This is a genomic window from Haloarcula argentinensis DSM 12282, from assembly GCA_000336895.1.
Classification (GTDB): Archaea; Halobacteriota; Halobacteria; order Halobacteriales; family Haloarculaceae; genus Haloarcula; species Haloarcula argentinensis.
Genome location: AOLX01000014.1, coordinates 299,662 through 321,797, shown reverse-complemented (window position 1 = coordinate 321,797; position 22,136 = coordinate 299,662). Strand labels below are relative to the sequence as shown.

General features: G+C 62.1%; 25 protein-coding genes and 1 tRNA gene. 19 read left to right on the top strand and 7 right to left on the bottom strand.

What is annotated here, in order from left to right; all coding sequences use genetic code 11:
- Window positions 1-35 precede the first annotated feature (35 nt).
- Both C443_RS05175 and C443_RS05170 read left to right on the top strand, forming a co-directional pair.
- Complete coding sequence (locus C443_RS05175) at window positions 36-1,655, top strand: long-chain-fatty-acid--CoA ligase (RefSeq protein ID WP_005534441.1); 1,620 nt, start codon at window positions 36-38, stop codon at window positions 1,653-1,655.
- A gap of 161 nt (window positions 1,656-1,816) precedes the next feature.
- The gene (locus C443_RS05170; protein WP_005534440.1) at window positions 1,817-4,063 is read left to right on the top strand and encodes a hybrid sensor histidine kinase/response regulator; all 2,247 of its coding nucleotides are present in this window, start codon (window positions 1,817-1,819) and stop codon (window positions 4,061-4,063) included.
- A gap of 148 nt (window positions 4,064-4,211) precedes the next feature.
- Here C443_RS05170 and C443_RS05165 read toward each other — a convergent pair whose 3' ends face one another.
- The 5 genes from C443_RS05165 to C443_RS05145 all read right to left on the bottom strand — a co-directional run bounded on the left by C443_RS05165 (window position 4,212) and on the right by C443_RS05145 (window position 8,022).
- A complete protein-coding gene (locus C443_RS05165) occupies window positions 4,212-4,646 on the bottom strand; it encodes a hypothetical protein (protein ID WP_005534439.1) in 435 nt (144 codons plus the stop codon).
- Window positions 4,647-4,712: 66 nt separating this feature from the next.
- Window positions 4,713-5,762, bottom strand: a complete 1,050-nt coding sequence (locus tag C443_RS05160) for an SMP-30/gluconolactonase/LRE family protein (protein ID WP_049943907.1) — start codon at window positions 5,760-5,762, stop codon at window positions 4,713-4,715.
- A 91-nt stretch (window positions 5,763-5,853) separates the two neighbouring features.
- On the bottom strand, window positions 5,854-6,156 hold the full coding sequence (locus C443_RS05155) for a hypothetical protein (RefSeq protein WP_005534437.1): 303 nt from the start codon (window positions 6,154-6,156) through the stop codon (window positions 5,854-5,856).
- On the bottom strand, window positions 6,149-7,162 hold the full coding sequence (locus C443_RS05150) for a DUF7490 domain-containing protein (RefSeq protein ID WP_005534436.1): 1,014 nt from the start codon (window positions 7,160-7,162) through the stop codon (window positions 6,149-6,151). Before C443_RS05150 ends, C443_RS05155 begins: the two co-directional genes overlap by 8 nt.
- Before the next feature lie 77 nt (window positions 7,163-7,239).
- The gene (locus C443_RS05145) at window positions 7,240-8,022 is read right to left on the bottom strand and encodes a DUF2797 domain-containing protein (protein ID WP_005534435.1); all 783 of its coding nucleotides are present in this window, start codon (window positions 8,020-8,022) and stop codon (window positions 7,240-7,242) included.
- 48 nt (window positions 8,023-8,070) lie between these two features.
- Here C443_RS05145 and C443_RS05140 point away from each other — a divergent pair, with 48 nt between their 5' ends.
- Window positions 8,071-8,526 carry a YbhB/YbcL family Raf kinase inhibitor-like protein gene (locus C443_RS05140; protein WP_005534432.1) on the top strand — a complete coding sequence of 152 codons (456 nt, stop codon included), beginning with the start codon at window positions 8,071-8,073 and terminating at the stop codon, window positions 8,524-8,526.
- An 8-nt stretch (window positions 8,527-8,534) separates the two neighbouring features.
- Here C443_RS05140 and C443_RS05135 read toward each other — a convergent pair whose 3' ends face one another.
- A complete protein-coding gene (locus C443_RS05135; RefSeq protein ID WP_005534431.1) occupies window positions 8,535-9,461 on the bottom strand; it encodes an NAD-dependent epimerase/dehydratase family protein in 927 nt (308 codons plus the stop codon).
- 117 nt (window positions 9,462-9,578) lie between these two features.
- Here C443_RS05135 and C443_RS05130 point away from each other — a divergent pair, with 117 nt between their 5' ends.
- The 13 genes from C443_RS05130 (at window position 9,579) to C443_RS05070 (ending at window position 19,261) form a co-directional block, all read left to right on the top strand.
- Entirely contained in the window at window positions 9,579-10,247 is a 669-nt protein-coding gene (locus C443_RS05130; RefSeq protein ID WP_005534429.1) for a DsbA family protein, read from the top strand.
- Window positions 10,244-10,786 carry a tRNA (cytidine(56)-2'-O)-methyltransferase gene (locus tag C443_RS05125; protein WP_005534427.1) on the top strand — a complete coding sequence of 181 codons (543 nt, stop codon included), beginning with the start codon at window positions 10,244-10,246 and terminating at the stop codon, window positions 10,784-10,786. Before C443_RS05130 ends, C443_RS05125 begins: the two co-directional genes overlap by 4 nt.
- A gap of 55 nt (window positions 10,787-10,841) precedes the next feature.
- Window positions 10,842-12,194 (top strand): sulfatase, encoded by a 1,353-nt coding sequence (locus C443_RS05120; RefSeq protein WP_005534425.1) that lies wholly within the window; start codon window positions 10,842-10,844, stop codon window positions 12,192-12,194.
- The gene (locus tag C443_RS05115; RefSeq protein ID WP_005534423.1) at window positions 12,191-12,748 is read left to right on the top strand and encodes a dihydrofolate reductase; all 558 of its coding nucleotides are present in this window, start codon (window positions 12,191-12,193) and stop codon (window positions 12,746-12,748) included. The genes C443_RS05120 and C443_RS05115 overlap by 4 nt, the downstream gene beginning before the upstream one ends.
- A 71-nt stretch (window positions 12,749-12,819) precedes the next feature.
- A complete protein-coding gene (locus C443_RS05110; RefSeq protein WP_005534422.1) occupies window positions 12,820-13,098 on the top strand; it encodes a hypothetical protein in 279 nt (92 codons plus the stop codon).
- 195 nt (window positions 13,099-13,293) lie between these two features.
- Complete coding sequence (tfe, locus tag C443_RS05105) at window positions 13,294-13,824, top strand: transcription factor E (protein ID WP_004592762.1); 531 nt, start codon at window positions 13,294-13,296, stop codon at window positions 13,822-13,824.
- On the top strand, window positions 13,824-14,495 hold the full coding sequence (locus C443_RS05100; protein ID WP_005534420.1) for a DUF2110 family protein: 672 nt from the start codon (window positions 13,824-13,826) through the stop codon (window positions 14,493-14,495). The genes tfe and C443_RS05100 overlap by 1 nt, the downstream gene beginning before the upstream one ends.
- A gap of 9 nt (window positions 14,496-14,504) precedes the next feature.
- Entirely contained in the window at window positions 14,505-15,287 is a 783-nt protein-coding gene (locus C443_RS05095) for a DUF5803 family protein (protein ID WP_005534418.1), read from the top strand.
- Between the two features lie 85 nt (window positions 15,288-15,372).
- Window positions 15,373-16,212 carry an NOP5/NOP56 family protein gene (locus tag C443_RS05090; protein WP_005534416.1) on the top strand — a complete coding sequence of 280 codons (840 nt, stop codon included), beginning with the start codon at window positions 15,373-15,375 and terminating at the stop codon, window positions 16,210-16,212.
- Window positions 16,209-16,841, top strand: coding sequence for a fibrillarin-like rRNA/tRNA 2'-O-methyltransferase (locus C443_RS05085; protein WP_005534413.1), 633 nt, complete (start codon window positions 16,209-16,211; stop codon window positions 16,839-16,841). Before C443_RS05090 ends, C443_RS05085 begins: the two co-directional genes overlap by 4 nt.
- 108 nt (window positions 16,842-16,949) lie before the next feature.
- Window positions 16,950-18,029, top strand: coding sequence for a glutamate--cysteine ligase (locus C443_RS05080; RefSeq protein ID WP_049943905.1), 1,080 nt, complete (start codon window positions 16,950-16,952; stop codon window positions 18,027-18,029).
- A 112-nt stretch (window positions 18,030-18,141) separates the two neighbouring features.
- Window positions 18,142-18,702: a winged helix-turn-helix domain-containing protein gene (locus C443_RS05075; RefSeq protein ID WP_005534410.1), complete on the top strand. Its 561-nt coding sequence runs from the start codon at window positions 18,142-18,144 to the stop codon at window positions 18,700-18,702.
- A gap of 70 nt (window positions 18,703-18,772) precedes the next feature.
- On the top strand, window positions 18,773-19,261 hold the full coding sequence (locus C443_RS05070) for a phosphopantetheine adenylyltransferase (RefSeq protein WP_005534408.1): 489 nt from the start codon (window positions 18,773-18,775) through the stop codon (window positions 19,259-19,261).
- Here C443_RS05070 and C443_RS05065 read toward each other — a convergent pair whose 3' ends face one another.
- The gene (locus C443_RS05065) at window positions 19,262-19,570 is read right to left on the bottom strand and encodes a cyclin (protein WP_004961393.1); all 309 of its coding nucleotides are present in this window, start codon (window positions 19,568-19,570) and stop codon (window positions 19,262-19,264) included.
- 86 nt (window positions 19,571-19,656) lie between these two features.
- Here C443_RS05065 and C443_RS05060 point away from each other — a divergent pair.
- From C443_RS05060 to C443_RS21155, 3 genes are all read left to right on the top strand, one after another.
- Window positions 19,657-19,741: transfer RNA gene (locus C443_RS05060), tRNA-Leu, on the top strand.
- A gap of 153 nt (window positions 19,742-19,894) precedes the next feature.
- On the top strand, window positions 19,895-20,728 hold the full coding sequence (locus C443_RS05055) for an integrase (RefSeq protein ID WP_311241291.1): 834 nt from the start codon (window positions 19,895-19,897) through the stop codon (window positions 20,726-20,728).
- Window positions 20,729-21,030: 302 nt separating this feature from the next.
- Entirely contained in the window at window positions 21,031-22,116 is a 1,086-nt protein-coding gene (locus tag C443_RS21155; RefSeq protein WP_152423021.1) for a hypothetical protein, read from the top strand.
- Window positions 22,117-22,136 lie beyond the last annotated feature (20 nt).

Sequence of the window (22,136 nt, the reverse complement as noted above, 5' to 3'; positions counted from 1 at the left end):
CCACTTTATCATGATTAACCATACGATAGTCTGAGATGCATAAGCCACTGCTTACCACGGATTTTCTCGACCGTGCGCGGGAATACTACGGGGACAAAGAGGCTGTCGTCGCCACGACCGGTGAGCGCTTTACCTACGACGAATTCGGGGAGCGAGCCGACGGGTTCTCGGCGGCGATGGCTGCCCGTGGTATCGAGAAGGGGGACCGGGTGGCCGTCTTGGACCCGAACACGCACTACCAGCTCGAAGCAGCCTACGGAACCATGCAGTTGGGTGCGGTCCACACGCCGCTGAACTACCGGCTCGTGCCGGACGATTTCGAATATATTCTCTCGGACGCCGAAGTCGACGCCGTCTACGCGGACTACGAGTACGCAGAGAAGATCGAGCCGATCCGCGACGAGGTGCCCACCGAAATCTTCGTCACCAACGACACGGACGCGGTCGACGGGGACTGGGAGTCCTTCGATGAAATCATCGAGGAGGCAGGCACCGACTACGAGCGGCCAGAGATGGACGAGGACGACCTCATCACCATCAATTACACGTCGGGGACTACGGGCGACCCAAAGGGTGTCTGCCGGACTCACCGGACCGAGACACTCCACGCCTACATCGTCGCGCTCCATCAGGAGATTTCAGACGGCGATGTGTACCTCTGGACGCTCCCAATGTTCCACGTCAACGGCTGGGGCCACATCTTCTCGGTCACCGGTATGGGTGCGAAACACGTCTGTACCCGCGGCGTTGACGCCGAGGGCATCTTCGACGCTGTCAGGACTGAGGACGTGTCCTATCTCTGTGGCGCGCCGACGGTGCTGAACATTCTGGCGGACCGCTACGAGGACCACAACGGCGATATCGAGACGACCGGTGCGAACGACGTGCGCATCGCGACGGCCGGCAGCGCGCCGCCGGAGGCTGTCATCCGAACCGTCGAGGACGACTTCGGCTGGTATCTGAAACACGTCTACGGCGCGACCGAGACCGGCCCGCTCGTCACGACCTCGGACGCTCGCCGCTTCTTCGAGGACGGGAGCGACGCCCGCTTTAGCGTCAAGAAGCGACAGGGTATCGGCTACCTCGGGACGGACGTCCGGGTCGTCGACGAGGACGGCAACGACGTGCCACACGACGACGAGACGCTGGGGGAGGTCGTCGTCCGGGGCAATCAGGTGATGGACCGCTACTGGAACAAACCCGAACAGACGGAAGAGGCCTTCTCTGACCGCGTCGAGGGCTACTACCACATGGGTGACCTGGCGACGGTCGACGAGGACGGCATGATCGCCATCCGTGACCGCAAGAAGGACATCATCATCTCCGGCGGCGAGAACATCTCCAGCATCGAACTGGAGGACACGCTCTACGAACACGACGCCGTCAGCGATGTCGCAGTTATCCCTGCCCCGAGCGATGAGTGGGGCGAAACGCCGAAGGCCTTCGTCGTCCCGAATTCAGGCGACCCGGACAACCCGGGCGTGACGGCCGAGGATCTCCGAACCTTCACCCGAGAGCAACTGGCGACCTACAAGGTCGTTCGCCGCGTGGAATTCGTCGAGGAACTGCCCACGACAGCGACCGGGAAGGTCCAGAAGTACGAACTCCGCGAACAGGAGTGGGAAGACGAGGACGAGATGGTCGGCCAGGGATAGGGGGCACAGCACCATTGGTCGGAAGTGTAAACCCATTTATATCTAAACGGGGCCAAAAGATGGAACACGTAGCCCGCCAATGACGGGCATATGTTAGCTTCCGATTTCAGAGATGGTCTTTTAACTCAGCGTCCTATAATGTGTGACTACTACCCAAAGGTATGACGGCTATTGCTGAAACTATCTGTATTCTCCACGTCGACGACGAGCCGGGATTTGCCGAGATGACGGCGTCGTTTCTCGAACGCGAGGACGACCGGTTAGACGTGCAGGCCACGACGAGCGCCGCGACGGGACTGGAGATCCTGGCCGACACCGACATCGATTGCGTCATCTCGGACTACGACATGCCAGACTGGAACGGTATCCAGTTCCTCGAAGCTGTCCGCGAGGAGTACGGTTCGCTTCCTTTCATTCTCTACACCGGCAAAGGCTCCGAAGAGATCGCCAGCGATGCGATATCGGCCGGCGTCACCGACTATTTGCAGAAAGAAAGCGGCACCGACCAGTACGCGGTGCTCGCGAACAGAATCACGAACGCTGTCGAGTCCCAGCGTGTCAAACGCGAGCGCAACCGCCAACTCGATGCTATCGAGACTGCACAGGAGGGGATCAGTATCCTCGACGAAGACGGACGGTTCATCTTCGTCAACGAAGCCTACGCAGACCTCTACGGCTACGAACCTGACGAGATGGTCGGTGAGCACTGGGAACTGCTGTATCAAGAGGAAGACATTCCACGGATCAACGACGATATCATCCCGACAGTTCAGGACACCGGGTACTGGAGCGGGACGACGACAGGACTCCGTGCCGACGGGAGCACGTTCACGGAAGACCACGTACTCGCGCAGACCGACCGCGGTGAGTTGGTCTGTACTGTCCGGGATATCTCCGAACAGCGGGACGGCAAACAGGAACTCTCCCGTATTAAACGCGCTATGGATGAGGCCCCTATCGGAATCATACTCGCCGGCCCCAAGCAGGATGACGCCCCGATAACCTACGCCAACAGGCGATTTCTGGAGCTTACCGGCTACACTGAGTCGGAGGTGCGCGGCCGGAACTGCCGGTTCCTGCAGGGCGAGGCGACCGAGTCGGAGCCGGTCGACGCGATGCGGGCGGCCGTCGACGAGGGCGATCCCGTGTCGGTCGAACTCCGGAACTACCGGAAGGATGGGACCATGTTCTGGAATCAGGTGTCTATCGCCCCGGTGCGTGACGACGACGGAACGGTCGTCAACTACGTCGGGTTCCAGCAGGACATCACTGAGCGGAAACAACACGAACGTCGCCTCAAAGCTCTCAGTGAATCAGTTCAGGATCTGCTTCAAGCGGACACGCGTGAAAAAGTCGCCGAGATCGGCGTCGAGACGGCGCGCACTGTACTGGGACTCGAAGCGAACACGATACACCTCTACGACGAGAACGAACGAATCCTCGAACCGGTCGCCGCCTCTGACGGGATATATGACTTGGTAGACGATTTGCCGACATTCATGCCCGGAGACAGCATCGCGTGGCGAGTCTACGACTCCGGCGACGCGCTCGCCGTCGATGACGTTCACGCCGACCCGGACATCTACAACCCGGACACGCCGATCCAAAGCGAGCTATATCTCCCCCTTGACAAACACGGAATCCTGCTGGCCGGCTCGGAGACGCCCGCGGCGTTCGACCAGCAGGATGTTATCCTCGCGGAGATTCTGGCTGGACACGTCACCAGCGCGCTCAAACAGGTCGAAGGGACCAAACAGTTACGCGACCGTGAACGGGACCTCAAACAGCACAACGACCGGCTCGAAGCGTTCACCAGTGTTGTCTCACACGATTTACGGAATCCACTGAGCGTTGCGCAGGGACGACTGGAACTGGCACGCAAGCAGTGCCAGAGTGAGCATCTGGCTGCTGTCGAGCGAGCACACGAGCGGATGGACACGCTACTAACTGATCTGCTCACGCTGGCACAGGACGGTGAGACCGTCACCGACCGCGAACCGGTCGCAATAGCATCGCTCGCCGAAAATTGCTGGGCGACTGTCGAGACGGCCGATGCGACACTCGTCACTGATATCGACAGGACCGTCCTGGCAAACGAGAGCCGCTTGAAACAGTTATTCGAGAATCTCGTTCGAAATGCAGTTGAGCACGCTGGGGCGGACGTGACCGTAACGATCGGGGCGTTAGACGACGGGTTCTACGTCGCGGACGACGGCCCCGGCATCCCCGAAGGCGAGCGGGAGACGGTGTTCGAAGCCGGCTACTCAACGAGCACGGAGGGGACCGGGTTCGGTCTCAGTATCGTCCAGCAGGTCGTGGCGGCGCATGATTGGGAGATCAGCGTTCGCGACAGTGCTGACGGTGGCGCACGCTTTGAGATTACCGGCGTCTCATTTTGCGATTCATAGTGGCTGGCACGGCGTCCGGCCGTGGTTCTGCTGGCACCCGCCCAGAGGCAATCAGTACTGTCCACTGTTCGATAGGAGGCGGAGTACGAAGTACAAGTAAGCTATCGCTGTTCGTTCATTTCCGAAAGCGCCAGCAAGCCGAGATTCGTTAGTCTTCGAGCGCGTCGGCGATGCGGTCGAGCGAGCGTCGCATGTCGTGGACTTCGTCCCGGAGCTTTCGCATCTCACGGGTGAGTTCCTCGTTGTCGCTGCCGCCCGATTCCTCGTGCTGGCTTGGCGGGCCGCCGCCCATGCCGCCGGGGCCGCCCGGACCGGGACCGCCGGGGCCGCCGCCCATCATGCCGCCCATCATCTGCGCGAAGGGGTTGCCCCCGCCCATGCCGCCGGGGCCGCCGCCACCGCCCATCATCTCTTCCATGCGCTCTTCGCGGCTCATCTCCTCGCCGTCGCCCTCGCCTTCTTCGCGCTCCTCGGCGCGCTGCTGTCGGATCTCCTCGACCCGCTCGCGGAAGGACTTCTCCTCACCGTTGTCCTCTGTCGCGTCCGCCGATTCGTCAGCGTTCTCGGGTTCATCGTCTGCCATACGCTCGGCTTTGGTTGGGCCGCTGAAAAGGGTTGCCGTCCGAAGACAGCCGGTGTAGATGGTTGGTCAGCGAGGGACGCTGGTACGGAGGATCGCGCCGTCTTCGGGTGACTGGTTCGCGAAGTTGCAGATGAACAGCGATTCGCGCTGGTCGCCGGTCCCGAAGAGCACGTCCGAGGGGAACACCAACCCGTCGTCTGCCGTTGCAACGGTGTCCGTGGTCCCGTCCGCAGTCACTCTGACGACGCGGTTCTGGCTGTTGGCCGCGACGTAGATGTCGCCGTCCCGGCTGGTGATCCCGTCCGCTCCGAATATCGCCTCGCCCTCGAAGAACATCGACGGCTCGCCAGCGGCTCCGTCAGACTCGACCGGGACACGGAGCAGGCGGCCAGTGTTTTCGGGGGCTCGCGTCACTGCGACGTAGATATCGCCGTCGGCGTCGCGGGTGATCCCGTTCGCGCCGAAACTCTCCGTGTCCAGCCGGTCGTCGTCCAGCCAGGTCGACCGCTCGCCGTCGGTCGTGACCGCGTAGACCACGCCGTTCTGTGACTCGGTCACCAGCAGGTGCTCCCGGTCAGTATCGTAGTGGATGTCGTTCGGGAACCCACTGATGCCCACGAGCTGTGTCGCTTCGCCGTCGGCTGGGACTTCCCAGACGCCCGCCTGATCGTCCTGCGTGGCGACGGCGACGTATACCGTTCCATCGGGCGCTGTTTCGACGCCGATCGCACCGGGCAGCGTCGCGATCTGTTCGGTGTCGTCGAGCGTGAGGTCGGTCGCACCGGTCTCTGTTTCGGGGACGCGCCGAACCTCGCCGGCCGTGATACCGAAGTACAGGCCACCGTCAGGGCCGAGCGCCATATTCTCGGGCACACGGTCGCCGCCAACCGAGACGAGCGTCTCGACGGTCGTTTGGTCCGGCGTCGCTGTCTCGGTGTCGGTTGCCGTCGGCTCGTCGGTTGTCGTCGTGGGTTCGGCATCACCATCGTCAGTGGGTGACGGCGTCGAGTCAGTGGCAGTCGACTCGTCGCCGCCGGTACAGCCGGCCAGACCCACACCGGCGATAGCGCTGCAACCGATCAAGAATCGTCGTCGCGTCGCGCGTCGTCGGGTCATGATGTACCTCTCGATGTATGGCTGACAGGTCCCTGAACCCTCGGATTACTGAAACGCCGACTGTGGGTACCTGATATGGCTGGCGATGGATTCAGGCGAGCCGTCGGACCAGCACCGAGAGCCCCAGCCCGCAGCCGAGCACCACGGCGAGGTTGAACGCCGCGTTGAACAGCGGCCGATATCTGTCGGTGACGAACGTATCAATCGCCGACGACGCGGAAAAGTAGAACTGCAGTGTCGCGATGAGTGCCACGAGCGTGAGAATAGCGAACACCGCCCACTGCGCGTAGGTAGCTATCGCGGGACCCGAGTCGTCATCGGTCTCGCCGACAGCGTCGCCGGTATCCGCGTCGATATCCTGTGCCACTGTGTCAGTGTTGGAGGTATCACTCATTTGTCTGTCTCCGTGCAACGAGGAGCGCGCTTGCGAGGACCGCAAGCAGTCCGATCAGCGCCGTGAATCCGGGACCCTCGGCCGAGGTCTGCTGTGGTTCGTCCATCCCCTGCTCCGCTGGCCGGTCCTGCTCGAAATCGCTGGACTGGAATCCGACCTGTTCTCTGGTTTCGTTCTCCTGGAGGCGCTCCGTCGGATGGAGGTTCGCCGGGGAACTCTCGGTTCCGACGATGACGCCGTCGGAGAGCAACATACCGTCGAGCCAGTAGTTGTAGTCATCAGGCACCGTCAGTTGGGTTCTGACGATCTCAGTCCGGCCGGGGCGAATCTGGCCGACCCGCACGGTCGACTCGTCAGCGATGACATTCGAGTCAGCTTGCCGTGCTCGGAGCCGGAGTGAGAGGTCAGTAGACGGATTGTTGCCGGCGTTCGTGACGTACACTGAGACGTTCAGCGTCGTCCGGTTGTCCGAGACGCCGTCGATCCGGTAGGTGATAGAGTCCAGCGGGACGCCGGCGTTCTCGAAGCGCTGGAAGGTCACGGTACTGCGGGCGTACGCCGGTGTGAGTGCATCGACGTTCTGGACAGACTGCTGACCAGTCTCGACGCGGTCACCGTCCTCGTAGACGATCGTGTCGATCCGATAGCCGCCCGCCCGCTCGACCGTGATGTTCGACCGCACCGATACCTCTCGTTCCCCTTCGACTGTGCCGACCGACTGCCGCGTCGTCGTCGCAACGAGGCCGGTGTCCGCGTCGATGGCCCGCGTCTCGACGGTGACGTTCTCGGCGGGACCGCCGCGGTGCGAGAGTCGGGCGTCGATGGCGAGTGTCACTGTCTGGCCGTCGACCGACGCCGGTTCGATGGTCGTCTCGCGGAGGTCGAGATAGCTCTCGCGAACGTCGTCATCGGGTTCGGAGAGCGCGCCGGGGACCGCTGTTGCACCGATGAGCATGGTCAGGACGACCACGACCACGCCACCGGTCAGGAGGGTTTCACGTCGCACACGAGGATGGGCAACAGCCGTCTTTAAATGTCTTCTGCACTGTCAGATGTGGACGACAGCGACGCTAGTCGCCGGTGTTATCCGAACGCGCCGAGGCTCGACTGGAGGTCGCGGTCGGTTCCGCCGTCGGTGAGTTCGTAGCCGACGAGCTGTCGGAGGTCGACTGCGTAGACGCTGCCGTTGTTCTCAAGCACGGCGACTCGTCCCTTCGTCCCTCGGACGGTCCCGGTCGCCAGCGTCTCGGCCATCGGACGGTCTGAAAGGGACAGGCCGTACTCGAAGTCGTAGGTCGCAAGCGGGTCGTAGCGCTCACAGAGCGACGCCCACCAGTCCGTATCGACGGACTGGTCGAATCCCGATATCTTCGTGGGGACTCTGACCCGGTCGCCCAACTCGACGGCGATGTCGGCCTCGACCTGTCGGGCGATACGACCGTCGGCGACAGTACGGAGGTGGGCGGCCCTGTCGGCCCCCTGCTCGCGGAGCCGCGTCTCCAGCCGCCAGGAGCGAGTGACGCCGACCTTGATGACATCCGGCGCGAACGCCGCCAGGTACACCGCGTGTTCCTCGTCGCAAGTGTCGAGTGGCTTGTTGCAGTCACCGGTACAGCGGGCACACGGCCAGATGTCGGTGTGTTCCGGGCAGTACGGCGCGGGGTCGTTGTCACAGTGAAAATGTCTATCGTCGTCGACTGCGCCGGCACAGTGGCGCTCGCCGAGCGTGTACGAGAGTTCGGTGCCCGGGTCTAATCGCTCAGTAGTCACGCTTCCGTCCTCGGCCAACAGGAGCGCGGCGTGTTCGTCGACCCGCGCGCGGTAACCCACGACCTGCACGTCCGGCGGTTCGGCGCGGAGCCGCAAATGGCTGCCGGGACGATGCTTTTGTGTTTGTCTGTCATATCTCCAGACATGGCAGACCTACAGCTCCGAAGCCCTGCGTTCGGCGACGGCGAGCGCATCCCCGAGGAACACGGCTACTCGGCTGCGAACACGAATCCCCCGCTGGAGGTCGAGCACGTCCCGTCGAACGCCTCGTCGCTGCTCCTCATTGTCGACGACCCGGACGCCGAGGAGCCGGCCGGGAAGGTGTGGGACCACTGGCTCGTCTGGAACATCCCGTCGGATATCGGTCGGGTTCCAGAGGGATGGACACCTGCCGAGGCCACAGAGGGACAGAACGATTTCGGCGAAGTTGGCTGGGGCGGTCCGAGTCCGCCGGACCGGGAGCACACGTACCGGTTCCTCCTGTATGCGCTAGACACGACGCTCGATCTCTCCCCGGCGGCAGACAAAGATGACGTGTACGACGCGGCCAGCGGCCACGTCGTAGAAAAGGCACAGCTAAACGGCACGTACCCGGCCTGAATCCGCGTTCAGAGTTCTTCGAGCAGTTCGCGGGTCGACTGCCGCACCGCGTCGTCGCTCGACTGCTCGGGTTCCCAGCCGAGCGCCGAGAGCTTATCGATAGAGAGGCGCATCCGCGGCACGTCGCCGGTCCAGCCGCGGTCGCCGCCGGTGTACTCGTACTCGGGGTCGATATCCATCTCGTCGGCGACGATGCTGGCGATGCGATCGACTGATGTGGTCGTCCGCGTCCCGAGGTTGAACACGTTGTGGTCCTTGTCGGCATGTTCGACGGCAAACAACATTGCGTCGAGACACTCGGAGATGTGCATGTAAGACTTCTCCTGGCGGCCGTCGCCGAGGATCGTCAGCGTCGACGGGTCGTCGGTGAGCTTCTCGATGAAGTCGGGGATGACCGCCCCGCGCAGGCGCGGGCCGACGATGTTGGCGAACCGGAACACCCACGACTGGATGTCGTGGCTGTGAGCGTACGTCGAGACGAGCGACTCCTCGGCGAGTTTCGTTGCGCCGTAGACGCTGATGGGTTCGAGCGGCGCGTAGTCTTCCGGTGTCGGCCGCGGCGCTTCGCCGTATACCGTGGACGACGATGTAAACACGAGGTTCTCGACGCCGGCTTCCTGCATCCGTTCGAGGATGTTGTACGTGATGTCGCTGTTGTCCTCGAACTGTCGGCGAGGTGTGTCCGTATCGACCAGTTTCGACGCCGCGAGGTGGACAACGAGGTCGACGTCACTCGTGATAGCCTTGGCGACGATGTCGGGATCAGTGAGGTCGCCATCGAGGTAAGTCGCATCCTCGTGGACCCACTCGGATTGCCCGTTCGCTTCGTTGTCGACGACCACGACGTCGTTGTCCGGAACGAGGCGCTCGACCAGATGGGACCCGATAAAGCCCGCCCCGCCGGTGACGACTATTCGCTTCTCTGATACGTCCATAGTTGCGATGTTTCGCATGCGAGGTAAAACGTTGCGGTCGCGGCCGATTCCGGGGGAGTCGGTAGGCAAGTAACGGATGACAACGTCGTTTTATAGCTTCCCCTGTGAGAGTCGGCTATGACTCGATTCACTCGCCGTAGCGTTCTCTCGGCGACGACTGTAGCGCTCGGCGCGCTAGCCGGATGTGCCGGCGGCGGTTCTGAGTCAGCCGAAACGGAGACTGCTGGAACGGAGACGGCAACGCCCCTCCCGGGCCAGCCCCTCTCGACGCCGGTCGCCGGCGACCCCGAGGCTGATGTGACCGTGGCGGTGTACGAAGACTACGCTTGTCCGCACTGCGCGACCTACTCGGAATCCGTCTACCCGAAGGTTCGGGAAGACTACCTCACTGATGGAACCATCCGCTACGAGTTCCACGACTTCCCGGTTCCGGTCGACAAGAACGCCTCGTGGCAGGCCGCAAGCGCCGCGCGCGCCGTGCAGGACAACGTCGGCGACGAGGCCTTCTTCACCTACTCCGAGCGCCTGTTCGCGAATCAGAATCGGTTGGGGCCAGACACCTACGCCGACCTGACTGAGGGCATAGATATCGACGGCGAGATGGTTCGAGCGGCCGCGACGGGGGAACTGTACCGCCCGACGATCTCGGGTGACCGCGAGGCCGGTATCGACCGCGGCGTTCAGGGAACGCCAGCCGTGTATGTCAACGACGAGCGGGTCGAATGGAGCGAAATCGCCTACGAACCGGTCCGGTCAGCTATCGAAGCGGCACGGAGCGACGGATGAAGGACTCGCCACAAGTGACGGTGCTTCGACTGGGCCACCGACCCGGCCGGGACGAGCGGATGACGACCCACGTTGGACTGACCGCACGCGCGCTCGGGGCCGACAAGGTCGTGCTAGCCAACGCCGCTCGCAATCAGGCCGACACCGTCATCGACATCACCGATCGGTTCGGCGGCCCCTTCGACGTGGCCTCGACAGAGGAGCCAAAGCGGCTCATCCGTGATTTCGAGGGTCGCGTCGTCCATCTGACGATGTACGGCGAGCCGGTCCAAGAGATCGAGGACGATGTCCGCGAGGCCCATGCCGACGACCCACTGCTGGTCGTCGTCGGCGCGGAGAAAGTCCCCTTTGAGGTGTACGAACACGCCGACTGGAACGTCGGCGTCACCAACCAGCCACACTCCGAAGTCGCTTCACTGGCCGTCTTCCTCGACCGCCTGTTCGAGGGCCGGGAACTGGACCGCGAGTGGGAGAACCCCGATAGAGTCGTCGTGCCGCAGGAAACCGGCAAGCGAGTGGTCGACCCCGACGAAAAGTGATACCCACGCAGTTGTGCCGCGGGCCTTTTATCGCTCGACGCTAACTCACGCTCAGATGTCGCGTCACAACGTGTTGCTCGTCGTCGCTGACAGTCTCCGCGCCCGGAGCACCTCCGTACTGGGCTATCGCCGGGAGACGACGCCCTTCCTCGACGCCTTCGCCGAGGAGGCGACGGTGTACACGCAGGCTCGCAGCCCGAGCAACTGGACCGTCCCCAGCCACGTCAGCATGTTCACGGGCCACGAGGTCCACGAACACGGCGTCGACCACACCGCTAGACTCGACGCCGGTCATACAATTTTCGAGGAACTGGCAGCAGCGGGCTATGACACGGGGTTGTTCTCCGATAATCCGTTCCTGACCGACCACGAATCGGGGCTCGACGACGTGTTCCAGACGGCCATCGGCTCACCCGAGCAGTACGATTCAGCTTACGAGACGAACGGCTCGCTGGGCGACTGGCCCAACGGCTTCTGGTACGCCGACCGGACGCTGGAGTGGGTCGACGAGCGTGAGAGCGAGTGGGCCGCTTGCATCAACCTGATGGACACCCACCGCCCGTACGAACCGCTTGCCGAGTACGATGAGTGGAGCGACGAGCGCTCCCGCGACATGCAAGAGTCGATGGGTTTCAAGTGGCACTGGGAGTTCCTCTCGGGGAACCTCTCGCTTGGCTTTGCCGGCATTCTCGAACAGATATACGACGGTGCCGTCCGACAGGCAGACGCCATCTTCGAGACCCTGATCCGCGGACTGGACGAACGGGGCGTCCTCGACGACACGCTGGTCGTCTTCGCCGGCGACCACGGCGAGGGCTTCGGCGAACCGACGGCGATTCCCGAGGAACCGCCGGCCGTCAGCCACCGTATCGGGACTCACGAGACGATGTATCACGTCCCGCTCGTCGTCCGTGCTCCCGGCCAGCGGGAGGGACACCGCGTCACTGACCTGGCGACGCTCAGCCGGTTCCCCGACGCTGTCCGCGCGATAGCACTCGGCGACGGCAACGCGGACGGCCCGGCGTTCGCCTCGCCAAACGGGACCGTCGTCGCATCACAAGCCCCCATCGGGCCAGCGATGCGCGAGGAGGCCGAACGGGTCTGTGGCGACGCCGCGCCGTTTGCGAAGCACGTCCGCTTGGTCTATCACGACCGGCCCGGCGACGAGGTCCGGAAGCGGGCGGCGTGTGGCGACAGTGCCCACGAGTCCGTCATCAAAGGCTGTGGTGGCACGGTCGAAGATGGTGATATCGATGCCGCTGTCGTCCGGAACCACTTCGACAGCGATCGGTACGCCGACGTGGACATCGCGACGCCACTCGACGGCTACACCGAGTTCGAGGACGCGTCCGACACGCAGTTTGCCGGGGACCTCGACGACCGACTGGAGGCGCTGGGATACAAATGACGACGATACCCGACACCGAACTGGTCCTCGTGGTCGCTGCAGACGAGAACAACGTCATCGGTCTCGATGGCGGCGTCCCCTGGCACTATCCCGAGGACGTGCGCCAGTACAAGGACCGGATCGCCGGCCACCCTATCATCCTCGGCCGGCGGACGTTCGATTCGATGAAGCCCATCCCGGACTGCTACACCGTCGTCCTGACGACCGACGACAGCCGAAGTGCCAATTCGGAGACGGTCGAGTACGCGACGACGCCACAGATTGCCGTCGAAGCAGCCGCCCGCGCCGGTGCGACCGAGGGGTTCGCCGGCGACGGCGCTGGCGAAAGTAACTCGCCGCCCATCACATACGTGATCGGCGGCGAGGCGGTGTACGACCTGTTCCTCCCGTTCGCCAGCCGGATTTTCCTCAGCCGCATCCACGAGCGCAACGAGGGTGACCGGTATTTCCCGGATCTGGGCGCGGAGTGGACAGAACTGTCCCGGGAGGCCCACGACGGGTTCGATGTCATCGAGTACGAACAGACATCGCCGCGACCGCTTGCCGACCTCTGACTGTTCGCCAGTGAAGACGGTCGTCTGGAACTGTCCGTGTCCTGAAAACCACAGCTGTTAAAGTAATTCAAATGACTACTATCCTGCAGCAACTCGTGATGCTAGACAAAATCAAAAAATCAGTCTCGGATGTACTCTCGGGTGGGAAGGGGCAGTCAGACAACGGACCAGAGGCCGGTGCAGTGACGGATAACCGTGTTCGGACTGGCTCCGCCGGCAATGACGGCGCGGACACGGCCGACGAACCTGCATCGAATCTCTACGAGTGTCCGTCCTGTGACTCCGTCTTCGTCGCTATCGACAAAGAGACCTGCTCCTCCTGTCGGACGCCAGTCGAAAAAATCGAATAGTGGGGTGTGTGGGGTTCTAGCGACGGACTACGCTGACGGTAGGACGCAAAAAGGGACTGCTGTCCGCCGTTGTTGCTGTCCGCCTGCAGGCACAACGAGTCCTTCTCAACAGCAGCGTGGTCCCGGCCTCTGTGTCAGCGTTCGAGAGAGGACGACCCGATGGTTTTAACCACGTGACTCCCGGATGTGCGGGTAATGGCTTTTGAGGAACTCTTGGAGGACCCCGTCATACAGAAGTACCTCCACGAGCTGGTCGGACCGAAAGGGATGCCGGTCGCCGCCGCGCCGCCGGACGGCGAAGTGACCGACGAGGAACTGGCCGAGGAGCTCGGGCTCGAACTGAACGACGTGCGCAGAGCGCTGTTTATTCTCTACGAGAACGACCTCGCGACCTATCGTCGGCTCCGCGACGAGGACTCCGGGTGGCTCACGTACCTCTGGACGTTCCAGTACGAGAAGATCCCGGAACAACTGCAAGAGGAGATGCACCGCCTGCTCGACGGCCTCGAAGAGCGCCGCGAATACGAGCGGGAAAACGAGTTCTACCTCTGTGAACACTGCGGTATCCGCTTCGAGTTCGGCGAAGCGATGGAATTCGGCTTCGAGTGCCCCGAATGTGGCAACCAGGTCGAGACGATGGAGAACACCCGCCTCGTCACTGCGATGGAGAACCGCATCGAAGAACTCAGAGATGAGCTGAACGCCGACGTGGACGTGGAAGCCTGATGGTCGTTCTCGGTACAAAAGTGTACGTCGCCGGCGATGCCCGGGACCGTACGCTGGACGGACTGCGCTCGATGGTCGGCAACGAACTCGGCGACCTCGACGTAGAGTACGACATCGGCCTCCGCGACGACGAATTCCCGTCGGTGACCGTCGATGGCCCTGACGAAACTGTCGCCCGGAACCTCCTCCGTGAAGAATTCGGCGAACTGGTCGCCGACCACGAAGACGGCGAGACGTACGTTGGCACACTCGATAGCTGGGACGAGGACGGCTTTGTCCTCGATGTCGGCTTCGGTCAGACGGTCCGGATTCCGGCCGATGAGCTGGGTCTCGGACAGGGGACGCCGTCACAGATCCGGAAACGGTTCGGACTGGTCCAGCACCTTCCGCTCCGCTTCGTCGCCGGCGACCCTCCAAGCCTTGCAGAGGTCGAGCAGGACCGCCTGTACGAGTGGACCCGTGGCAACGGCCGCATCAACGCAAACAGCGTGACACGCTCGGAAGCGCGCGCGACAGTCAACCGCGCTGGCCACGCTCAGGACATCGTCACTGTCGAACGCATCGGCCTGTTAGAACAGAGCATCATCTGCAACCCGGACACCGACCCGCCGGGGCTGCTCGCCGATATCGGGCAGTACATGCCGTCAGAGCTGCTGGCAATCGTGCCCTGATTTCGAGCTATGAAACGCCGCCACCTCCTGTTGGTTGCCGTTCTCGCACTGGTCGCCCTTTCGGGCTGTAGCGGCTTCTTCGGCTCGGAAGAGGTCGACCCGGAGCGGCTGAACGAGAACGCGAGCTACGACTGGAACACCTCAGCTGACGGGACCATCGTCATCGAGGAGTCGAAATACACCGCCGTCTACGCTGTCGAAAACGAGACGACGTTCGACGTGTACACTGTCGATGGCCTCGGGCGCGAGCGGAGCGTCCCCATCAGTGCGCTCCGGTTCAGATACCCCAACGGAACGGTCGTCAGCGCTGCTGAATCCTCGCTGAGCGCCTCGGAGAACCGCCAGCGAACTACCATCTCGTTCCCGGCGAACGTCTCCGGAAAGGTGGGGTACTCAGTTGGGCGGACCGGCAAACGCTTCGCCTCTCCGACGCTCGTCGAGGACGGCTCGTACACGGTCGTGCTTCCGCCCAACACCGGGGCCGGGATTCCGTTCCTCTCGCGGATTAGCCCGGGTGGCTACGAGTCCGAGACCGTCGACGGCCAGCAGGTCATCCGCTGGGACGAGGTTACCTCCGACCAGATCGTCGTCCGGTACTACCTCGACCGTGACCTGTTGCTGTTCGGCGGCCTGTCGGCCATCGCCATTGTCATCGGCGTCGTGGGAACGCTGTACTACTACCGACAGCTACAGGCAGTGATTCGCCGACGCAAGGAGGCCGGTATCGACCTCGAAGAGGACGGCGATGACGACGACCCGCGGGACCGCGGTCCGCCGCCAGGGATGCGCTGAGGGCTGGTCCAGGCACAGTAAGTACCGACAGGACGGCGAGGCGCTAACCGCGTCACTTTTTCGGGTCGGGCGTGCACACACGGCTATGAGCAACGGGTGGTTCGCCGGGCTGGACCCGGATGACGATGCGGCCGCTGTCGAACAGATAGAGGCCGGGCGAGCCGACACGCCGGAGGACTGGCCACAGCAGGCCGTCGAGGCAGGGTTCGCCGACGACGAGGCGGCCTACTACGACCGGCTACACGAGGTGACGATGGCGGCCACCAGCGCGGCGGTCGCCGAACAGGAGGGCGCTGACGACCAGCAACTCGTCCACGCAGTCCGGGCGATGGCCGACTGCGAGCGGACAGCGAACGAACTCGCCGAACGGGTCGCCGAATGGGGCGGGAGCCGGTACGGTGACAGCGGGAGCGGCGTCGAGTACGCCCGCTCGCTGGTCGAGCGGGACGACGAGGACGAAGGCGACACCGCCCTCCGGGCGCTTGCCGAGCAGACGGCCGGGCTGGCCGATGAGGCGGACTCGCTTCGGGCGTACATCGAGCGGACCGCCCCAGCCGTCGCGCCAAACCTCTCGATGCTGGCCGGGCCGGTGCTGGCGGCCCGGCTTATTTCACTGGCTGGCGGCCTCGAAGCGCTGGCGAAGAAACCGAGCGGAACGGTGCAGGTCCTTGGGGCGGAAGACGCGCTCTTTGCCCACCTCAAGGGGAATGCGCCATCACCGAAACACGGCGTCATCTTCACTCACGAGTACGTGCGCGGGACCCGGCGGGAAGACCGCGGCTCGGCTGCACGGGCACTTGCCGGGAAGCTCTCGATTGCTGCCCGAATCGATCACTACAGCGGCGACCGTCGGTCGGACCTGCAGGCGGAACTCGACGAACGAATCGAGCGGATTCAGGCCCGAGCCGAGGAGGGCGACGAATGACGCTCCCGGCAGGCGTCGAGCGCCACGACTTCGATGGTGAGACGAGCCTCGCCACACAGGGCCAGCCGGTGTACGGCGAGCGGACCGACGGCGACTGGCGACGGTGGGACCCCCACCGCTCGAAGCTCGGTGCGATGCTCGAACATGGTATGGAAACAGGTCTGGAGGGTGACGAGACTGTTCTGTATCTCGGCGCAGCGGCCGGGACGACCGTGAGCCACGTAGCGGATTTCGCCGGTCCGACCTACGCCGTCGAGTTCGCGCCCCGTCCGGTGCGGGAACTGCTGGACGCCGCGGAGAGCCGACAGAATCTCTTTCCGCTGCTGAAGGACGCACGCAAGCCCGAGCGTTACGCCCACGTCGTCGAACCGGTCGACGTCGTCGTGCAGGACGTGGCGACCAGAGGGCAGGCCCGGGTAGCGGCGCTCAACAAACGGTTCCTGACCGACGACGGACGGCTCCTCGCGGCTATCAAGGCCCGAAGCGAGGACGTGACCGCCGACCCTGCGGACGTGTTCGACAACGTACGTGAGGAACTCAGCGCCGAGTACGAACTGCTTGAGACGGCGCGACTGGACCCGTATCACGAGGACCATCTCGGTATTGTTGCCCGGCCGCGAGAGGACTAGTTGGGATCGTTGCCGCCCCTCCAGGATCGCCCGAGAAGGAACCTAATTGTGCAGCCTGAGCGGGCAGGGACGGAAGGCTTTAGCGGATCGATTCCGATGTGCTGATTAATGGACGCGACGGGTTCTGCCGAGCATTTTACCCGGATGGGAACGCTCGGCATCGAAGAAGAGTTCTACGTCGTCGACGAGTTCGGTCGCCCAACGTCTGGCACGGACGAACTCGTCTACGAGACGGAGCCACCAGCGGTTCTTGACGGGCGGCTCGACCACGAACTGTTCAAGTGCGTTATCGAGACGCAGACGCCGCGTATCGACGACCCGGCGGACGCCGGTGACCACCTCCGGTCAGTCCGGGACGCGCTGGTCGACCACGCCGAAGCGAACGGGTTCGGTATCGCCGCCGCGGGCCTGCACCCGCTGGCGAAGTGGCGCGAACTCGAACACGCCGAGAAGCCCCGGTATAAGTCACAGCTGGACCGCATCCAGTACCCACAGCACCGCAACACGACCGCGGGCCTGCACGTCCACGTCGGCGTGGACGACGCGGACAAGGCCGTCTGGGTGGCAAACGAGCTTCGCTGGCATCTCCCACTGATGCTCGCGCTGTCGGCCAACTCCCCGTACTGGAACGGCTTCGACACCGGGCTGCAGTCCGCCCGCGGGAAGATCTTCGAGGCCCTGCCCAACACCGGGATGCCGACGGCGTTCGACGATTACGACGCCTTCGAGACCTACGAACGGCGGATGCTCGAAACGGGGAGCATCGACGACCGCGGCGAACTCTGGTTCGACGTGCGGCCCCACTCCGGCCACGGCACCGTCGAAGTACGCGCGCCGGACGGACAGGCCGACCCGGACCGGGTGCTGGCCTTCGTCGAGTACGTCCACGAGCTCGTCGTCGACCTTGCTGAACGCTACGAGGACGGGGAGTCCGGCCGGCGGCTCCGCCGGGAATTCCTCGACGAGAACAAGTGGCGCGCAATCCGCCACGGCCAGTCCGCGGAACTGCTGTCGCGTGACCTCTCGACGACGCGCTCGGTTGAGGAACTAGTCGAGATGGAGAGCGACCGGCTGGGTATCGACGGACTGTGGGAACTGTACGACCGCGAAAGTGGCGCAGAGCGACAGCGCCGGCTTCGGTCGGAGGAGGGCGTCATGGCGCTCGTTGACTCGCTGCGCCTGTCCTGATCTGGGCTGTCGTCTGAGGCCGGACTCGGCTGTTTGATACTGCGTAGCGACAGGAGAGTCCGGGCCAAGGGTTTTTATCCAGCTATAGCTTTTGTCCTCACAGAGACAACGCATGTCTGCAGACGACAACGACCACGACGACCCCGAGGACACAGGCGATGTCCGTGAACGAATCGAACAGGAGGCAGACCGTGCAGTCGAGCAGTTCGACGAAGGGATCGTTGACCTGCTTGCGTGGGTGCTCGACACGGAGACCCGGGCACGGATCTACGTCCACCTGCGACAGCATCCCGAGAGCACCAGTGAGGAGATAGCTGAGGGGACCGGCCTGTATCCGAGCACGGTCCGCGAGGCTCTGGCGGCACTCACCGAAGAAGAGGTCGTGACCCGCCAGAAGCGTGAGAGCGACGGCGCAGGCAACAACCCCTACGAGTACAGCGCTATCCCGCCGAGCGACCTCGTCAACACTATCGTCGGTGATATCCAGTCGGAACTAAACACGGTGTTCAACCTTGACGATCACATCGGCGGCGAGACGACGCTGGAACCCGACGATGAGCCGGTGACAATTTCGGTCGAAGATGCAAACGATGACGCGACCGACGCCGACGCAAGCGACCACACTGGTGACGAAGGAGACGAGTCCGAGGGCGAAGACGACGCTGACGTATAATCAAACCCGGCTCCAGCAGGCTGTTTCGCAAGTCGATATTACTAAACCTACCCGTGCCGTTGCCCGGGATATGAATGTCGCGCTGGGGGGAACGTTCGACCCGATTCACGACGGACACCGCGCGCTGTTCGAACGCGCATTCGAACTCGGGGACGTGACAGTTGGCCTCACCAGCGACGACCTCGCGCCGAAGACGCGCCACGACCAGCGCCACGTGCGCCCGTTCAGCGAACGGCAATCCGCACTCGCCGACGAACTCGCGACGCTCGCCGCCGAGCAAGAGCGCGAGTGGCAGGTCCGAGAACTCACCGAGCCGACCGGCATCGCTACGGAGTCGCAGTTCGACACGCTTGTCGTCTCGCCCGAGACGGAGACCGGCGGCCGCCGTATCAACGAAATCCGCGAGGAGCGGGGCCACGACCCGCTCGAAATCGAAGTCGTCCCGCACGTCCGTGCCGAGGACGGCGACATCATTTCTTCGACCCGGATCGTCGAGGGCGAAATCGACGAACACGGGAACCTGACTCCGAACCGCACCGGCCGTCAGAACATTTCGTAGCTACCAGCCCGGCGCTTCCAGCCCGGCCGTCTCTAGCAAGTCCTTCCAGCGCTGCTGAATCGTCAACCGGGAGACGTCCGTCGCCTCTGCGACGGCCGACTGGGACCGCTCCTCACCGGCGACCAGCGCACCGACGTACACACTAGCCGCCATTGTCGCCTGCTTCGACCGGTCTTCCTCTGGAACTGTCGAGAGGAACAGGTCAACCGCGTGGGACCGCGCCGCTGTCCCGAGGTCCAGCCTGTCCGACGCCGCTTCGATATCGGACAGCCACTCGTCGTGTTCAATGCGGTCACTGGCGCGGTACATACAGATCCGTTGTTCCCCATCCCACCTAAACCTTCGTCGCCCGCAAGCGAAGGGTTCTTGATGCCAACGCGGATAGCGACTGGTGCGCGCGGGTTGCCGAGCCAGGCCAAAGGCGTAGCGCTTAGGACGCTATCCCGTAGGGGTCCGCCGGTTCGAATCCGGTCCCGCGCACTTCTCGGCTCGAATAACTCATGAGAGCCGTGAGTTCGGAATGAGGATTCGAACCCTGGAAGACGAGTGAAAGAGTCTTCCTCCGGTTCGAATCCGGTCCCGCGCACTCGCTACCTCCCGTTTTCGGCTTGTCCAACAACGACAAGACCCCAAATGAACCTCGAAAAGCCGAATACGCTGGAACGCTGTCCCGGTTTCGATTCGGACATGATGGAACCGAATAGAACGATTACAATCGTCCGTAAGAACCAACGTGGCTTCTTATCCGATAAGGCGGCTGTGGACTACTATGAGTACCGCAAACCCTTCCTCACGTACCTGCTTCGGATGGGGAAAGACCCGGAGAAAGCGAAGGGCTACTCCCCGTACACCGTCTGCCAGACGGGACACCGAACCGCACGCTTCGACTTGTGGGTATGGGAGAATCGTGGAGGCTACAAAGCCCCACCCAATCAAGACGACGCGCGCGCCTACATGGGGGAAGTCGCGTTCCGTGACGTGACGGAGTCCACGAAGGGTAAAATCCTCGGTGTGCTCGGACGCTACTCGAAGTGGCTTCAGCACAAGTACAACCGCGACGAGTGGGAGTTCAGTTGGAACTTCCAGTCCGGCGGGGGCAACAACGGCCCGCGCGACTTCCTGACGAAGCCTGAACGCCGCAAGATTCGACAGGCCGCACTCGGGAAAGATGGCACTCCTAACTACGGGACTGACAGCGACCTTCTCGAAGCAGACCCTGACAGTTGGAAATTCACGTCTCTCATCTGGGCGAGTCTTGACGCTGGTCTTCGACCCGTGGAAGTCGGGAACGCTCGGGTAGGCTGGTGTGAACCCGAGAACGGCCTGTTACGTATCCCGAGAGAGGATTCAGCCAAGAACGAGGGGAACTGGACGGTAGGCATTACCGACCGGACAGCTACGGCGTTAGAGAGGTGGATAGAGGAACGAGAGAACCACCAGAGATACGCAGACACCGACAAACTGTGACTCACTCGGCATGGGAACCGCTACGGTTCCAACGAACTGAGTTGGATTCTCAAAGACCTGTGTGACAGGGCTGGAATTAGTTACGAGAACCGGCAGATGTCATGGTACGCTATCAGTCACTCGGTCGGCACTCACATGACCAAAGAGCGTGACCTCGCCGCTACGCAAGCACAATTCCGTCACGAGTCCTTCAAGACCACGCTGAAGTACGACAACATACCGGTTGAAGACCAGCGTGATACGCTTGACCAAATGGAAAGTAAACAGCAACTTATTTTTCAACACCATTAATTATCAAACTCGTGAACGGAATATTCGTTCTAATAACCCTTATCTGGCTTGGCCTTGCTCTGGGGGTTGCGTCTCACGCTAATGGTCACAATAGACGTAGTTTGTTCTGGTTCAGCGTTACTGCTGTGGCTGGGATTTTCGGTGTGATAGTTTATTTACTCATAATAACGTCCAAAGGAACCAAAGATCCTGAAAATGCTGTTGGTTTAGAGATAGAATTTGCCTACGTTCTCGCTTCTATTGGTGGTCTGATATGTACGTTGGTATGTGTCCGCGTCTTCCTTACTGGAGTTAGGATATTAACACTCCCGCCAGTTAGTGCAGAAGGATTTCGTGTTAGTCCATTAGAACCACTTTTCCCGCTGATACTGGTTCTTTCTGGAATAATTGGTATCGTTGGTGGAGGGTTAGTTCTGCACCAGAATGGGAAGAAACAACTTCTGTATATTCTGAGTTACACACCGTCAATAGTTGTTGGAGTTTTCGCCTTCCCGTTTGTCATATCTGCTTTCAGTCGGACAGAAGGGTTATTCTACGGAGGGGGAAAGATTTTGCTTGCACCTCTTTCGCTCATCCTCTCGTGTACCTTATTTGCAGAACTCTGGCGAAGAGTCTGGAGCAGAATCTCACCGACGCTAATTGACTCTAATGATTCGAATCAAACAGGCGTTCCTCTTGAAAGCCGAAACCGGAGAAGGCTGCTGAGTGCTGTTGGTGCTTCCATGGTTCCACTCGTTGGCTACGGGATTATCGGGGAAAACCCAGATAGAAAAGAGGTAGAGAGAGATAACGAAATAATAACTCCAAACGGTATCGAAGTTCTCAATCTGTCACACGGATATTCTGAAGAAGAACAGGAATATCAAATCGGGGGAAGTGTAAAAAACACATCAGAAGATGCAATGAGGCAATTGGTTGTACAGATTGACTACTACGCAGGTGGTGGCAATAGCCTCTTAACTTCACATCTGCCTCTACAGTTTAGCCTCGGTGCAGGAGATTCTGAAGACTTTGGAACAACTATCGAGGATAATGAACCCAGACCGATTGACCCTGAAGATATTGAACGGTTTGTCTTGGAGGTGAAACAGCGTTAGAGATATGTTCGCTGTGATAA

What these genes read in the sequence shown, in the direction of transcription:
- C443_RS05175 (WP_005534441.1), top strand. Translation starts at nt 36, where the DNA reads ATGCATAAGCCACTGCTTACCACGGATTTTCTCGACCGTGCGCGGGAA.
- C443_RS05170 (WP_005534440.1), top strand. Translation starts at nt 1,817, where the DNA reads ATGACGGCTATTGCTGAAACTATCTGTATTCTCCACGTCGACGACGAG.
- C443_RS05165 (WP_005534439.1), bottom strand. Translation starts at nt 4,646, where the DNA reads ATGGCAGACGATGAACCCGAGAACGCTGACGAATCGGCGGACGCGACA.
- C443_RS05160 (WP_049943907.1), bottom strand. Translation starts at nt 5,762, where the DNA reads ATGACCCGACGACGCGCGACGCGACGACGATTCTTGATCGGTTGCAGC.
- C443_RS05155 (WP_005534437.1), bottom strand. Translation starts at nt 6,156, where the DNA reads ATGAGTGATACCTCCAACACTGACACAGTGGCACAGGATATCGACGCG.
- C443_RS05140 (WP_005534432.1), top strand. Translation starts at nt 8,071, where the DNA reads ATGGCAGACCTACAGCTCCGAAGCCCTGCGTTCGGCGACGGCGAGCGC.
- C443_RS05135 (WP_005534431.1), bottom strand. Translation starts at nt 9,461, where the DNA reads ATGGACGTATCAGAGAAGCGAATAGTCGTCACCGGCGGGGCGGGCTTT.
- C443_RS05130 (WP_005534429.1), top strand. Translation starts at nt 9,579, where the DNA reads ATGACTCGATTCACTCGCCGTAGCGTTCTCTCGGCGACGACTGTAGCG.
- C443_RS05125 (WP_005534427.1), top strand. Translation starts at nt 10,244, where the DNA reads ATGAAGGACTCGCCACAAGTGACGGTGCTTCGACTGGGCCACCGACCC.
- C443_RS05120 (WP_005534425.1), top strand. Translation starts at nt 10,842, where the DNA reads ATGTCGCGTCACAACGTGTTGCTCGTCGTCGCTGACAGTCTCCGCGCC.
- C443_RS05115 (WP_005534423.1), top strand. Translation starts at nt 12,191, where the DNA reads ATGACGACGATACCCGACACCGAACTGGTCCTCGTGGTCGCTGCAGAC.
- C443_RS05110 (WP_005534422.1), top strand. Translation starts at nt 12,820, where the DNA reads ATGACTACTATCCTGCAGCAACTCGTGATGCTAGACAAAATCAAAAAA.
- tfe (WP_004592762.1), top strand. Translation starts at nt 13,294, where the DNA reads ATGGCTTTTGAGGAACTCTTGGAGGACCCCGTCATACAGAAGTACCTC.
- C443_RS05100 (WP_005534420.1), top strand. Translation starts at nt 13,824, where the DNA reads ATGGTCGTTCTCGGTACAAAAGTGTACGTCGCCGGCGATGCCCGGGAC.
- C443_RS05095 (WP_005534418.1), top strand. Translation starts at nt 14,505, where the DNA reads ATGAAACGCCGCCACCTCCTGTTGGTTGCCGTTCTCGCACTGGTCGCC.
- C443_RS05090 (WP_005534416.1), top strand. Translation starts at nt 15,373, where the DNA reads ATGAGCAACGGGTGGTTCGCCGGGCTGGACCCGGATGACGATGCGGCC.
- C443_RS05085 (WP_005534413.1), top strand. Translation starts at nt 16,209, where the DNA reads ATGACGCTCCCGGCAGGCGTCGAGCGCCACGACTTCGATGGTGAGACG.
- C443_RS05080 (WP_049943905.1), top strand. Translation starts at nt 16,950, where the DNA reads ATGGACGCGACGGGTTCTGCCGAGCATTTTACCCGGATGGGAACGCTC.
- C443_RS05075 (WP_005534410.1), top strand. Translation starts at nt 18,142, where the DNA reads ATGTCTGCAGACGACAACGACCACGACGACCCCGAGGACACAGGCGAT.
- C443_RS05070 (WP_005534408.1), top strand. Translation starts at nt 18,773, where the DNA reads ATGAATGTCGCGCTGGGGGGAACGTTCGACCCGATTCACGACGGACAC.
- C443_RS05065 (WP_004961393.1), bottom strand. Translation starts at nt 19,570, where the DNA reads ATGTACCGCGCCAGTGACCGCATTGAACACGACGAGTGGCTGTCCGAT.
- C443_RS05055 (WP_311241291.1), top strand. Translation starts at nt 19,895, where the DNA reads ATGAACCTCGAAAAGCCGAATACGCTGGAACGCTGTCCCGGTTTCGAT.